At 47.1% G+C, this 13,968-nt stretch carries 10 protein-coding genes; 7 read left to right on the top strand and 3 right to left on the bottom strand.

The features are described from left to right. The first annotated feature begins 200 nt into the window (after window positions 1-200). The 4 genes from ACYVGO_RS27050 to ACYVGO_RS27035 all read left to right on the top strand — a co-directional run bounded on the left by ACYVGO_RS27050 (window position 201) and on the right by ACYVGO_RS27035 (window position 5,113). On the top strand, window positions 201-728 hold the full coding sequence (locus ACYVGO_RS27050; RefSeq protein WP_460971940.1) for an acyl-CoA thioesterase: 528 nt from the start codon (window positions 201-203) through the stop codon (window positions 726-728). A 116-nt stretch (window positions 729-844) separates the two neighbouring features. Next, window positions 845-2,116, top strand: a complete 1,272-nt coding sequence (locus tag ACYVGO_RS27045) for a dicarboxylate/amino acid:cation symporter (RefSeq protein ID WP_460971939.1) — start codon at window positions 845-847, stop codon at window positions 2,114-2,116. A gap of 191 nt (window positions 2,117-2,307) precedes the next feature. Next, window positions 2,308-2,817 (top strand): hypothetical protein, encoded by a 510-nt coding sequence (locus tag ACYVGO_RS27040; RefSeq protein WP_460971938.1) that lies wholly within the window; start codon window positions 2,308-2,310, stop codon window positions 2,815-2,817. A 256-nt stretch (window positions 2,818-3,073) separates the two neighbouring features. Continuing rightward, window positions 3,074-5,113, top strand: a complete 2,040-nt coding sequence (locus ACYVGO_RS27035) for a M3 family metallopeptidase (RefSeq protein WP_460972114.1) — start codon at window positions 3,074-3,076, stop codon at window positions 5,111-5,113. An 82-nt stretch (window positions 5,114-5,195) separates the two neighbouring features. On the opposite strand, the gene ACYVGO_RS27030 is transcribed toward ACYVGO_RS27035, so the two are convergent. Both ACYVGO_RS27030 and ACYVGO_RS27025 read right to left on the bottom strand, forming a co-directional pair. Then, window positions 5,196-5,912: a hypothetical protein gene (locus ACYVGO_RS27030; RefSeq protein WP_460971937.1), complete on the bottom strand. Its 717-nt coding sequence runs from the start codon at window positions 5,910-5,912 to the stop codon at window positions 5,196-5,198. A gap of 75 nt (window positions 5,913-5,987) precedes the next feature. Next, window positions 5,988-8,510: a DUF5686 and carboxypeptidase-like regulatory domain-containing protein gene (locus ACYVGO_RS27025; protein ID WP_460971936.1), complete on the bottom strand. Its 2,523-nt coding sequence runs from the start codon at window positions 8,508-8,510 to the stop codon at window positions 5,988-5,990. Window positions 8,511-8,970: 460 nt separating this feature from the next. Here ACYVGO_RS27025 and ACYVGO_RS27020 point away from each other — a divergent pair, with 460 nt between their 5' ends. From ACYVGO_RS27020 to ACYVGO_RS27010, 3 genes are all read left to right on the top strand, one after another. Further along, entirely contained in the window at window positions 8,971-10,416 is a 1,446-nt protein-coding gene (locus ACYVGO_RS27020; protein ID WP_460971935.1) for an amidohydrolase, read from the top strand. Between the two features lie 129 nt (window positions 10,417-10,545). Then, a complete protein-coding gene (locus ACYVGO_RS27015; RefSeq protein WP_460971934.1) occupies window positions 10,546-10,827 on the top strand; it encodes a type II toxin-antitoxin system HicA family toxin in 282 nt (93 codons plus the stop codon). A gap of 3 nt (window positions 10,828-10,830) precedes the next feature. Continuing rightward, complete coding sequence (locus ACYVGO_RS27010) at window positions 10,831-11,166, top strand: type II toxin-antitoxin system HicB family antitoxin (RefSeq protein ID WP_460971933.1); 336 nt, start codon at window positions 10,831-10,833, stop codon at window positions 11,164-11,166. A 48-nt stretch (window positions 11,167-11,214) separates the two neighbouring features. Here the strand turns inward: ACYVGO_RS27010 and ACYVGO_RS27005 are convergent, their stop codons facing one another. After that, the gene (locus ACYVGO_RS27005) at window positions 11,215-13,887 is read right to left on the bottom strand and encodes an MGH1-like glycoside hydrolase domain-containing protein (RefSeq protein ID WP_142772821.1); all 2,673 of its coding nucleotides are present in this window, start codon (window positions 13,885-13,887) and stop codon (window positions 11,215-11,217) included. Window positions 13,888-13,968: the final 81 nt, after the last annotated feature.

The raw sequence follows: 13,968 nt of genomic DNA, 5'->3' as shown, positions 1-13,968 counted from the left end.
TGCTTAGGAATTGAAATAAAACGGCAAATTTGTTGAACTAACGTAAATATTGCACAAAATAGTCTGAACCGGGATTCATCTGATTGAAATGATTCCTTTGATTTTAGCTATAATTGATTGTTAGAAATTCCATAGCCGAAGATAGGTGCCAATTACAATCAGAGGAATCAATTCAATCATACGAATCCTAGTTCAGATTTATGTTTAAACGTGACCCTACTCGTAATTACCCAACCGAAACCGAATCGAGGGTAATTATCCGCTTTCAGGACTGCGATCCGTTGCAGCACCTCAACAACGCCAAGTATTTCGATTACTATTTCAATGCCCGGGAAGACCAGGTTGCAAAACTGTATGACTTCAACCCCGGCCAATTGTTTAAGGAGTTAAAAACAAGCTGGGTCGTTTACCAGCATCAGATTGCCTATGTCCGGCCTGCGCAGGTAAGCGAGTGGGTGCGCATTATGTCGCGACTGATCTATGTGAATGAAGACACCACCGTGACTGAATACATTATGACCGATGATGCAAAAACGCACCTTAAAAATGTACTCTGGGTAACCTCAAAGTACGTGAGCGTGCTCACCGGCAAACGTATTCCCCACGATGAGGCCGTGATGGGATTACTGGAAGCCATTCTGGTGCCAAACGTGGATTTCCTGAGCCTCAGATTCAACGATCGTATCCACGAAATCAAACAGCAGGTAGTACAGACGCATGCTTTGTAAAGTGAATGAATAATGGACAATGTATAATTAAAAATGTCCCAGCGGATCATTAGTACATAGTCCCCTACATCCAATTATTCATTGTGCATTCTCCATTATTCATTCCCCATTTTTAAATGAAACTCCTCAACAATCTCACCGTTCGCGTACTACTTGCCATTACACTGGGTATTCTGACGGGCTACTTCTTCCCGGAAACAGCCGCGAAACTGAAACCCCTCGGAGACCTCTTTATCAATCTGATCAAGATGGTCATTGCGCCCATAATTTTCCTGACCATCGTGCTGGGAATCAGCAATATGGGCGACCTGAAAAAAGTGGGCCGGGTAGGAGGCAAAGCCCTACTCTATTTCGAGATTGTAACGACTGGCGCACTAGCCATCGGGCTCATCCTGGCAAATGTAATTCGGCCGGGCGATGGTGTTCAAACCGCAGCTGTGAAAGGGGGAGACATTAGCAAATACACGGAGCAGGGGGCGGGTATGGACTGGACAGAGTTCTTTCTGCACATTGTTCCGAGTAACGCCATTAAAGCATTTGCGGAGGGAGATATCCTGCAGGTCCTGGTCTTCTCGATGCTGTTCGGCGTTGGTCTGACGCGCATGGGTGAAAAAGGCAAACCACTGATTCAGACCTTTGAGCGACTATCGAAAGTGTTTTTTAATATCCTCGGTGTGGTGATGGTCCTGGCTCCTCTGGGCGCGTTTGGCGGCATGGCCTTTACGATAGGCAAATATGGCCTGAGTACACTATTGCCTTTGGCTAAATTGATGGGTACGGTTTACGCGACCATGATTCTGTTCATTTTCGTTATCCTGAACCTGATTCTACGCTATTATAAAATCAGTTTGTGGGCAGTACTCAAGTTTATTAAAGAAGAGTTGCTGATTGTGCTGGGAACCTCGTCGTCGGAGTCGGCTTTACCTCAAATTATGGACAAGCTCGAAACGCTGGGTTGCTCCCGGTCGGTGGTGGGGTTGGTTGTTCCGGCGGGCTACTCGTTTAATCTCGATGGCACCACGATTTACTTAGTGATGGCAACCATTTTTCTGGCGCAGGTATTCGGGGTTGACCTTACATTGGGGCAGGAGCTAACTATTATCGGGATTCTGATGGTAACGTCGAAAGGCGCAGCGGGCGTAACCGGCAGCGGATTTATCGTGCTGGCTAGTACCCTAACAGCCATCAAGGTGATTCCGGTTGAAGGGCTGGCGTTGCTGCTTGGTGTCGACCGGTTTATGTCTGAGGCCCGCTCCATTACCAATATCATTGGGAATACGGTTGCCACAATTTTCATTGCCAACAACGAGGGTGAATTCGACCGTACCAAGTATGAACGCGTGCTGAAACAGGAAGATGCAAACGAATTGACGGAGTATAAGTACTAATTTATGGTATTCAGTTTACGGTTTGAGGTTTATGGTGGCTGGCGCAAGCACGTTCTCGCGCCAGCCACCATAAACCTCAAACCGTAAACTGAATATCATAAACCTTTTTATACTTTTTAGGAGAATTAATTAAACCATTTCATGCGTGGTTGTTCAAAGGGATAAATACAACCTGAAAACAATACACGACCATGAAAAAAGTCCTGCTGACTGGCGCTACGCTGGTCGTTCTTCTCTCGACCAGCGTAATTGCCCAACGTTACGGCTACCCACAGTCTTCTCCCAATAACTACCCACAGCAGCCAGGCTATAACCAGCCGGGATACAATCAGCCCGGTTATAACCAACCTGGGTACGGGCAGCCAAATTACAACTACGATTACGACGACAACCAGTTCGACCGCCACCTGGAGTGGTGGGATCGGGAGTTAAACCTAACCCGTCGGCAGGAGCGCGAGATTCGCCGGATTCGCGATCGATTCAACCAGCAAACGCAGAACATCGATTTTCGGGACCCCCGTCAACGCGATTTCTTCCGTCAGGCTCGCCAGCGGCAGTTCATCGACATGATGGCAGTTCTGGGCCCACAACAGCGCGATCAGGTAATTGCCCACATGCGTCCTTACGAGCTATCGCCCGGATCGCGTTCAGCACAACGAGGGCGCGGATATGGAAATGGGCCGGGCTATGGTCGCTACTAATATTGAGTAAAATAGAGGAAGGGAGTGTAGAAAAGGTCGGCCAGCTTGGTCGACTTTTTTTGTTCTTTCCACTCACACCTATTGGCAACCACCTGTGCAACATCGCGTTGTCAAAATTGTCTTTATTTCGTATTTTTCCGGGAAACTCATTTTGCAAATCGCTATGTTTACTCATCAACGAATCAAACAAACGGGCGTATTGCTGGCCGTTGTCGCGTCGACAACCTTCGCTCAGCCATCGCCCCCTCAACCTAAGATGTCGCAAAATCCATTCCTGGTACCGTATTCAACACCCCACCAAACGGCCCCATTTGACAAAATTTCCAATGCCGATTACCTGCCCGCTATTAAAGAGGGGATGACTCAGGGTCGTAGTGATGTGGCTGCCATTATCAATAACCCAGCGAAGCCGACGTTCGAAAATACCATTGTTGCACTTGAACACTCGGGGGCCTTACTGGACAAAGTAACGTCGGTATTATTTAACCTGAACAGTTCAGAAACTACTCCCGAACTTCAGAAGATCGTAAAGGAAGCATCGCCCATGCTGAGCGAATACCGGAACGATATTGGCCTGAACGAGAAACTGTTTGCCCGTGTGAAAGCCGTCTATGACCAGCGGGCAAGTTTTAAGCTCAGCCCGGAAAGTGCGATGCTGCTTGAAAAAAGCTACAAGCGGTTTGCTCGCAATGGCGCGAATTTGGACGAAAAAGGGAAGGAACGTCTCCGGGCCATTGATAAAGAACTGTCGCAGCTGTCGCTACAGTTTGGCGAGAATGTGCTGAACGAAACCAACGAGTACATGATGCCCGTGACCGATGAGAAAGACCTCGCCGGTCTGCCCGATTACGTTCGTGAAGCCGCAAAGGCGACGGCCAAACAAAAGGGAAAAGAAGGTTGGGTATTTACGTTACAGGCGCCAAGCTACGGGCCATTCATGCAATATGCCGATAATCGGGAGTTGCGTAAAAAACTGTACATGGCTTATAATGGACGCAGCTTCCACGGCGATAAGAACGATAACTCAGCCATCATTCAGAAAATCGTAAACCTGCGCTACGAGCGGGCAACCTTACTTGGCTACAAAACCCACGCTGATTTTGTACTCGAAGAAAGCATGGCAGGTTCTAAGGATAAAGTACAGAGTTTCCTTGATGAACTGGTAACCTACGCCCGTCCGGCTGCCGAACGCCAACTCGCCGAACTGACGACCTATGCGAAAGCGCATGGTTTTACTGACGATAAACTACAGGTTTGGGACAATAACTATTATGCGGAGAAACTGAAAAAAGAGAAATACGACCTTGACGATGAAACGCTGAAGCCGTATTTTAAACTCGAAAACGTTCTGAACGGTGCCTTTACGGTAGCCAACAAATTGTATGGTATCACCTTCAAAGAGCGCAAGGACATTCCGGTTTATAACCCCGAAGTAAAAACGTTCGACGTATTCGATAAGGATGGTAAGTTTCTGGCGGTGTTCTACGGAGACTATTTCCCTCGTCCCGGTAAACGTAGCGGTGCCTGGATGAATGATGTGCAGGGACAAAAAGTAGAAAACGGCGAAAATATCCGCCCTCATATAGTCAACGTCTGCAACTTCACTCGTCCTACGGATACCAAGCCTTCCTTGCTGACTTTTTACGAAGTGACTACATTGTTTCACGAGTTTGGTCACGGGTTGCACGGCATGTTGGCTAATGGAACCTATGAGAGCCTAAGCGGTACGAGCGTTCCCCGCGATTTTGTGGAGTTGCCCTCACAGGTAATGGAAAACTGGTGCTACGATCCCGAAGCACTCAAACTCTTCGCCAAGCATTACCAAACCGGCGAAGTTATTCCGAATGAGTTGATCGAAAAAATTCGTGCCAGCCAGAACTTCATGGCGGGTATGGCGAATCTGCGCCAGGTGCGGTTAGGCCTGGTAGATATGTACTACCACAGCCAAAAGCCAACGGGCGAAACAATTTCTCAGGTGGAAAGCCGGGTGGATTCTGTCGCCAATCTATTTCCACACGTTGAGGGAGTGGCCATTAGCCCCGCTTTCTCGCACATTTTTGCGGGCGGTTATTCGGCAGGTTACTACAGCTACAAATGGAGTGAAGTTTTAGACGCCGACGCTTTTGAATTCTTCAAGGAAAAAGGTGGCCTGGATAATAAAGCAGCCGCCGATAGTTTCCGTAAGAATGTACTCGAAAAAGGGGGTAGCGAAAAACCAATGGAACTCTACAAAAAATTCCGGGGTCGTGAGCCATCGCCCAAAGCAATGCTCCGACGAAGTGGATTGATCTTGTAACGAACGGGGGCGGCTATTTTTAGCCGCCCCCGTTCGTTATAGTCCTATACCAAAAATCCCCTGAAGTAGGTTAGGTGATTTTTTAGGCTAGCTCAATAAATTCAACGTAAATACCTAATAAGATATGCCAGATTAGATAGTGCCCCAGCCGAATGGAAAAAGAAGCCAGAAACCCCGCCTTTTTATACCACATAGCTTGTAGAAAATTCATGAAAAAACCACTGAGTAGTGAATAAAGAACAAACCCGATCGTTCCGGACGACAGTTGTTCCAGGGGTTCTCTAAGGGATGTTACTACAGAGGCTATCCAAAAGGACGTCATGTAGTATTTTCCATTTTTTACTCTATTCGCAATGACTAAGAGAAGCGTTAATGGGATGAGTCTATAAAAGACTTCCACTTCGAGGGCACCCGAAAAGTAAAGAAATACCGAATAGGGGAAAGGTTGAAGAAAGGGAGGAAGCTCCTGATAGGGCTCGGGATGAAGAAGTAGTTTAACCACCAAAACATCCAATAGGCCAAACCCGATTCCCAGTAGGGCAGGGATAAGAAACCTATGTTTGGTAGGTACATCTGCCTGCCAGAAATCAGGAAGCCTGGCTTGGGTTTGGAAAAATAAGAAGGGAATGCCAAGGAATAAAAAGAGCAGAGTAGCCAACTCCCATACCCTCAGGAATTTATAAGCAGAAAGGATTGCATTCCCATAAACCAGGCCAGCTAATGCAATGGCTATAAAGATGGAGTAGGTCAGTAGGTTTTGTTTCGAACCTAGTGCTGTGTTCCTGAATGCCCTTTTCATTTGTTTAGTTTGACGATCCTGATCGCGTTGTTTTTTGGTTTGTTCCAGATCCCCCGTTCTAATGCCCTGAACCATTTATAAGCCAATCTGAAACGACAGCTTAACAGCAAAGGGAGTTACGTTTGGATTCTGCCGGTATGTGAGCCGGTGCATAGCTTCGATTCGAATTGATTTTAAGACGTTTTCGAAACCATATCCTACTTCAACATAAGGGATTTGATGTAGCGAGTGAACGCGTGGGAGAAGCTTTCCTGTGGCATCCTGTGTAGCTATCAGCTCACGATTTGCTTTGCTCAACTGTCCCCACAACATAGTTCCGGTTACAAACGAACGCCATCCCCACCGCCGGATCAGGGGTAGTCGATTAGTAAACAGCCCTTCAAACTTGTGCTCGACCGCTACCGACACATACCGATCGCTTACAAACTCAGCATAGTTCATCAGGTTGAAGGCATTGCGGTTATAAAACGGTGTCTGATTTCCTAGATGCACCTGAAGTAACGGATAGGGGATCGTTGACGGACTGTATCCGGCCTTAACGGTATACTGTGTACGGCCAACCAGGCCCCAGCGTAGGGTATGATCCCACTGTAGCTGCCATTTATGATAGCCTTTAATAGTGCGCCCCTGGTATGAACCGGTTCCCAACGTGTACCGGAAAGTTACTATGGGCGCTGTTTCAGAAGGCCGACGCCGAATTCGACGGCTCGTTACGCGCCGGGCCGGTAGTCGACCTGGCGCGTAACGAGTTTCCAGAAAGTATTCTTTACTCAGTAAATCTGTTATAAGAGTACTAAGTTGTTGTGTATCAATGTCTTGATTGATTGAAAAAGGAAATAGTAGATGCATGCTACGGTAACGTACGCCGACAGTCTGAGTGAAATTAGTGCCTAAATCACGCTGGGCAGTCAAGGCCGTTTCGCGTTGATAAAATGCCCGCGGGTAGGGCCCGAACCGACTATTGACACGAAAAAATGAGTTGTCGGCCAGGTCTTCTGTACGAAAGCCCAACTGCTCCAGATCGTAGCTATGCTTTAACGTAACCAACGTTAACGGGTTCCGTGTTGGGATAAAATTGACCTCGAAGCCGGTTTTCCAGACTCGATCACGTGTGCCGTAAGCGCCATACGCAGCTAGTTGCCAGGTACGGCTAAATGCATTGTTGGTCTGCACACCTAGCCGGAGCCGATGACCTTCAACTGGATTATAGGCCCACATAGAAAATAACGAGCCAATGTCAAGACCTCGGGCAAGCGGTAGGTAGCCGCCATTAAGTACAAACTGGGCTATCTTCGTGTAGGTTTGGACAATGGGTAGATGCCGGACCGTATCCAGTAAGGCGCGGGTTTGATCGAAATTCTGAGACTGACCGGCTTGCTGACGCTGATTCTTCCAGTACTCGGATGAGAATTCTGCACGGTCGTTGGCGAGAGCAATATCGGTGTCAAAAAAATTGACGGGTTTCGGATTGCCGACTACTGGCTGACGAATCGTTGTCGTATAATCGACCGATGCGCCAAACGTGTTTTTTACAACCTCTCCAACACTGACCGTTAAATGCGTCGTTTCGGGTAACCAGGCATGGTCAGTATTGGGAACAAGTTCATAGGTCTGGTCGATGTCTATCTGATTGATAAAGTTGATATTAGCCGCATCACCAACACGGGCTTCAATCCGAACAAGCGCGTAGTTGTGGGTGTCGATCCACATCCGTCCCTGAAAAACCAGATCGCGTTCATTTTTCGGGTCAAAATCAATTCCATAGCAGCTGTGTTGACCAATTTGCGCGGTATCGGCCAGGAAATACGTATACGCCATACGTCCTCCTTCGGCCAGGGGCGACATGAATTCTTTCTTAAAAAGACTTACCTGATTCTGATAGAAATTTAAGGTGTTGAAACCCGCTCCCGTAAACAGTGCCACGAAACTATCATCGGTTATTCCAAGACTCGTAATGTTCGTCTTCTGAACCTGCTCTTTAGTCAGTTGCGGATGTCGTCGGGCGTACAAATGTGAAACGGTTTCGGATAGAAAAACAGGCAATTCAGGGGCAGATCTGCCTTGTTTCTGTTCCAACGCGTGCAGGATTGCCTGAATGGGTTTTCGCTGTTTGAATTGATCAGACAAGTGATTAATAGTAATAGCTAGTTGACTATACGCTTCATAGTCATAGCTGTCCAACTGCCGAAAATCGTTTTGTTTTCGGTGCGCATGCAGTTCTCGGAGAATACGAAATGCCGGGTTTTCGCCCGCGTGCACAACTACTTCATTCAGCACAGAAGCCGTTGGTGTTAACGATATATCAAGCGCTGAAGATACAACGGCGATCTGCATCGTTTGATAACCTAGTGCTGATACCAGTAAGGTGTCGGCGGGTTGCCGCAGATGCAGTTCGTATCGGCCATCGGCATCGGCCTGTGCGCCCGTCGTCTTACCCTTTACTGCTATGGAGGCAAACGGAATCCCCTGTCCTGAATTCAGTTCAGTGATTTTTCCTGAAATAAGCAACGAATTTGATCGTGTTTGCCCAAAAGCGGAACCCCAGCCAACAAAAATGAATAGTAGTAGAAATCGAGAGATTGAAAGTAAAGCGTTCATGGTGTTGTTTACTGCACTTTATTACAGTTATGACCCCTGAGACGCAATTTTCCCCTATGTGAACATTGCAATCCTGTGAAAACAGGTACTCAAGAATCTGGCTATAAACTGGTTATTGTGTTATCATACGTTAATTGTAACATACCAAAGCTCCGGTAACCCATCCGATTCGGAAAGGTGATTCTTTTGAACTGTATATAACAGCCTCTCAATAGATGGAATAACCTGCTGAACTGTTTAAGGCTTTAGGCACAAGGTGTATGGCCAGTGTAAGGATGAGGGAGACAAAGGATAGAATGATAAGTAACGCCCCCGTCAATGCATGTAGTAGAAGTAAGCTGCATAAAAGGTTTATCGGGTAGGCTGGTTAATTTATTCACAACTAGTATATTCAACGGTTTGCTTGAGCTTATTTTTTCCTTTCTGTATTTCTCCAAACTTTACTTCTTTAACTACTATTATGCTTAAATTAAAATCTGTATTTTCTGTAATAGCGGTATTTCTATTGGCAACGATTGCCTATGCTCAAAAAGAAAAAGCAGCGGTTATTAGTCAGTTGGATAAGCAATATCCCCATTATGCTTCGTTGGCGCAACGCATCTGGAAACTGGCTGAACCAGGGTATATGGAAACTGAAACCAGTAAGCTATTACAAAAGGAACTTCAGGACCAGGGGTTTAGTATTACAACCGGCGTTGCAGAGATGCCAACTGCATTTGTGGCCAGCTATGGTAATGGTGCCCCAGTGATCAGCATTTTAGCCGAAATGGATGCTCTGCCAGGTTTGTCTCAGGACTCTGTTCCTGTTCGTAAACCATTGGTTCCTAATGCATACGGACATGCCTGCGGCCATAATTTATTTGGTGTAGGTTCCGTAGCAGCGGCTATCGCGGCAAAAAACTATTTGCAACAATCGGGCAAATCCGGCACGATCCAGTTGATTGGTACCCCAGCTGAAGAAGGAGCCGGTGGCGGTAAAACATACCTGGTCAAGGCGGGACTTTTCAGTAACGTTGATGCTGTGCTGCATTGGCATCCAGGTGATGGCAACAGCGCAAGTCCATCGTCATCCCTTGCCTACCGGGTTGCTAATTTTCAGTTCAATGGACTCGCTGCCCATGCGGCTGCTGCTCCCGAAAAAGGCCGCTCGGCACTGGACGCTGTGGAAGCAATGAATTATATGGTCAATATGATGCGTGAACACGTGACGTCAACTACCCGGATTCACTACGTAATTAAAAAGGGTGGCCTTACCTCCAATATCGTTCCTGACTATGCGGAAGTGGAATATACCATTCGACACCCGACGGCAAAGGGGCTGGAAGAAGTGTGGGCCCGACTGATGAAAACTGCTCAGGCTGCTGCGCTGGGTACCGAAACGACGATGACCTACGAGGTTCTGGCGGGCCTGTATAATCTATTACCTAACGAAACGCTGGCTAAGTTGATGCAAAAAAATCTGGAACAAGTAGGCGGTAACCGCTATACACCTGAAGAAACGGAATTTGCCGATAAAATCCGGAAGACAGTGAATTCTGAAAGCCTACCACCATTAAGTCGTGCTTCCGAGATTCAACCGTATGCATTGAATGGCGTAGGCTCGGCATCCACCGATGTTGGGGATGTAAGCTGGGTTCTCCCTACGGCAGGGTTATCCACCTCAACCTGGGTGCCCGGTGTTCCGGCGCATAGCTGGCAGGCCGTTGCCTGTGATGGGATGTCCATTGGATTTAAAGGGATGCTGATCGCAGCGAAAACGATCTCATTAACCGCTATCGACCTGTTTCAACAACCCGCAACCATCCAGCAGGCTAAAACAGAACTGTACAAAGCACGTGGTGGTGAGGCCTTTACCTATAAATCGTTGGCTGGAGATCGAAAACCACCACTGGATTATCGGAAGTAGTTATTTAGCCTTTTTGGGATTCAAGTGGTTTTGTAAATCAGGTGACTAACCAGAAGTAGGATTAGAGCATTGTAGCTACAGTAGATATACTTTCTTTTTAGAAAAGGGTCTAATGAGCATCTAAACGCTATGCAACTGAAAAACAGTTGCTTGCGTTACATGAGTAAAAAAGAGAAGTTACTTGAACGTTTTCAAGCGAAACCGACTGATTTTAGCTGGAATGAGTTGGTCAGTTTACTAGCCTATTTTGGCTATGAGGAAGTTAGCAAAGGGAAAACGGAAGGTAGCCGACAAGCCTTCGTTAATCCGGAAACAAAGAAGATTATTCGATTACATAAACCTCATCCTGGTAGTATATTAAAGCAATATCAGCTCAAAGAAATTCAGTACATACTCAACTTAAGCAATTGATACATGGAAAATGTACTTCGTTATCAGGATTTTGTCGGTTCCGTTCAATACAATTCCGACGATAAAGTTTTTCATGGAAAACTTGCCTTCATAACCGACTTGGTAACATTTGAAGGAACCAGTGTCAATGAACTCGAATCCGCTTTTGTAGAAGCTGTCGAAGATTACCTGGAACTGTGTAAAGCGGTTGGAAAGAAGCCAGAGAAGAGTTTTGCCGGTTCATTTAATATCCGTATGCAACCCGAATTGCATCGAAAGGCGGCAGTTGTTTCTCTCGAAAAAGGAATATCTCTGAACCAGTTAGTGGTTAAGGCTGTCAGCAAATATGTAGGTCAATAAACCAGCAGAAAGCCGGACAATATGCCCGGCTTTCTGCTGGTTTTACGTTTATTTCCCTGCGGGAATGGCTACGGTTTCGGACTGGTATTTGTACCAATACTCGATCAGATCGGCCACTAAACCTGTCCAGCCAGTTTGGTGACTGGCCCCTAAGCCCATGCCATTGTCCCCATTGAAATACTCGTAGAATAAGTATAGTCCCTGAAAATGGGGATCATTCTGCATTTTTTTGTCCTGACCATAAGCAGGTATCTGCCCGTTTTCGTCACGCCGAAAAATATTGATAATCCGCTCGGTGACATGCATAGCTGCTTCCTTAAGACTCATCACCTGACCAGAATTAGTTGGATACTCTACTTCGAAATCATCACCATAGTATTGGTAGAATTTCAATAGCGAATCAACCAGCGGAAAGTTGAGTGGGAACCAGATGGGCCCGCGCCAGTTGGAGTTACCTCCAAACATGCTCATTTCAGACTCGGCTGCTACGTAGCGCACCTGGAATATTTCGCTGTTCAACTCGAATTGATAGGGTGTCTTTTCATGATATTTGGACAGCGCCCGGATACCGTAATCAGACAGGAACTCGGTTTCGTCGAACATCCGTTTCAGAATCATCTTCATCCGGTGACCACGAAGCAGACTCAACAGGTGCGTTTCGCCCTTACCCGGCTCGTGCCAGCGCGAAACGAGCGAAGCCAGATCAGGACGGTTTGTAAGTACCCACTCCACCCGACGTTTGAAATCAGGAAGTTTTGAGAGTAAAGCTTCGTCCAGAATTTCAACGGCAAAGAGCGGAATCAAACCCACCATGGAGCGGATTTTGAGCAACCGGGCGTTATTATCAGGCATGTGCAGTACATCGTAGTAGAACTGGTCTACCTCATCCCACAGGCTGATATTCTGGCGGCCCAAGTTGTTCATGGCCGATGCGATATGTAGAAAATGCTCGAAAAACTTGCTAGCCATGTCCTGATAGCTAGGCCGGGTAAGCGAAATCTCACAGGCAATTCGAAGCATATTGAGGGTATACATAGCCATCCAGCCTGTACCATCGGCCTGTTCAATACGACCACCCATGGGCAGGGGTTGACTACGGTCGAAAACCCCGATGTTATCTAAACCAAGGAAGCCCCCCCCGAAAATATTATTGCCTGAGACGTCCTTGCGGTTTACCCACCACGTGAAATTGAGCAGCAGTTTATGAAATACCCGTTCCAGGAAATTCACATCCCCAATCCCGTTCAGGTCGCGGTCAATTTCGTAAACTTTCCAGGTGGCCCAGGCATGAACAGGCGGGTTTACATCGCCAAAATTCCATTCGTAAGCGGGTATCTGTCCGTTGGGGTGCATGTAGTACTCCCGAAGGATAACAGCTAGCTGGCGCTTAGCGAAATGCGGGTCAAGCCGGGCCAGCGTCAGGGTATGGAAAGCCAGATCCCAGGCCGCAAACCAGGGGTACTCCCATTTATCGGGCATGGAGAGAATATTGGCCGTGTACATATGCCGCCAAGATTCATTGCGGGCATACACCCGTCCCTGAAACGGCACGGGCATTTTAGGGTCTCCCTTAAGCCATTCATTTACGTTGTAATAGTAAAACTGCTTGTTCCAGAGCATACCAGCATAAGCCTGTCGCTGAATGGCCATCAGTTCAGGGTCCGTGACGTTTTTTTGCAGGTTGGCAAAAAAGTCATTGGCTTCTACAACGCGTTTGTTCCAGATCTCGTCAAAGTCGCCGAATGGTTGTGCCAGATGCGTCTGGTCGCTGAAGCGAAGCCGGATACTAACGCTTTGACCAGCCGGCACTTTCTTTACATATTGGGCAGACGCTTTTGTGCCAATCTGATTCGGATTGATGAAGCCTTTTTTACCCCCCGATACAATGAAATTATTGATGCCATCTTTCGGGTACTTCGCTACGTTTGGTCGCCCGTACAGGTGTTCCGTATTCGTATCGTTGTCGCAGAATAGAAGTGTATCGGCATCCTCACAGTAAAGCTTATACTTGCCTAACTGCTTGTGATTCACCTCTATCTGATTATTGGCAATGCCATGGAGCATGGGCCGGGTATTATATTGCTCATAGCCCCAGGACCAGGTATTTCGGAACCAGATAGTTGGAAGTAATGTAAGAGGAGCCTCTTTGTCTGAGCGGTTATGCGCCGTTATGGTAACAAGCCAGTCGTTCTGATCGGCTTTAGCGTATTCGATAAAAATATCGAAGTATTCGTCCTTCTCAAAAATGCCCGTATCCGTCAATTCAAACTCGGGTGCCTGACGATCCCGGCGCATGGTTTCAATAACCAGTCGATTGTAGGGGAATTCCTGTTGAGGATACTTGTAGAGCATCTTCATGTAGGAGTGAGTTGGGGTACTGTCTAAATAATAGTACAGTTCCTTAACGTCTTCGCCATGATTGCCTTCTGGTCCCGAAAGACCAAACAGGCGTTCCTTTATAATGTTATCCTTATGATTCCAGAACGCCAGTGCAAAACAGATGTGGCCTTTGTTGTCAGAAATTCCGCCGATACCTTCTTCGCCCCAGCGGTAGGCACGGGAGCGAGCCATGTCGTGCGTAACGAAATTCCAGGCATCACCATACGGGCTATAATCTTCCCGAACCGTGCCCCAGGCACGTTCTGATAAGTAAGGCCCCCATTTTTTCCAGCCTTTATTATCGGCTCGTTCGTAAATGCGTTCGCGTTCAGCTATCGGCATGGTATTGAGTATTTTTTTACCCTTACGGTGGTCAGGAATGGTTAATTTAGTTAACTACAAGCATCAAATATAGTATGCGTG

The sequence above is a fragment of the Spirosoma migulaei genome, from assembly GCF_054776855.1.
The sequence above is the reverse complement of the archived record's forward strand: the minus strand, read 5'-3'. Positions and strand labels throughout refer to the sequence as shown.

Coding starts and splice junctions, on each gene's coding strand:
- ACYVGO_RS27050 (WP_460971940.1), top strand. CDS start 201: ATGTTTAAACGTGACCCTACTCGTAATTACCCAACCGAAACCGAATCG.
- ACYVGO_RS27045 (WP_460971939.1), top strand. CDS start 845: ATGAAACTCCTCAACAATCTCACCGTTCGCGTACTACTTGCCATTACA.
- ACYVGO_RS27040 (WP_460971938.1), top strand. CDS start 2,308: ATGAAAAAAGTCCTGCTGACTGGCGCTACGCTGGTCGTTCTTCTCTCG.
- ACYVGO_RS27035 (WP_460972114.1), top strand. CDS start 3,074: ATGTCGCAAAATCCATTCCTGGTACCGTATTCAACACCCCACCAAACG.
- ACYVGO_RS27030 (WP_460971937.1), bottom strand. CDS start 5,912: ATGAAAAGGGCATTCAGGAACACAGCACTAGGTTCGAAACAAAACCTA.
- ACYVGO_RS27025 (WP_460971936.1), bottom strand. CDS start 8,510: ATGAACGCTTTACTTTCAATCTCTCGATTTCTACTACTATTCATTTTT.
- ACYVGO_RS27020 (WP_460971935.1), top strand. CDS start 8,971: ATGCTTAAATTAAAATCTGTATTTTCTGTAATAGCGGTATTTCTATTG.
- ACYVGO_RS27015 (WP_460971934.1), top strand. CDS start 10,546: ATGCAACTGAAAAACAGTTGCTTGCGTTACATGAGTAAAAAAGAGAAG.
- ACYVGO_RS27010 (WP_460971933.1), top strand. CDS start 10,831: ATGGAAAATGTACTTCGTTATCAGGATTTTGTCGGTTCCGTTCAATAC.
- ACYVGO_RS27005 (WP_142772821.1), bottom strand. CDS start 13,887: ATGCCGATAGCTGAACGCGAACGCATTTACGAACGAGCCGATAATAAA.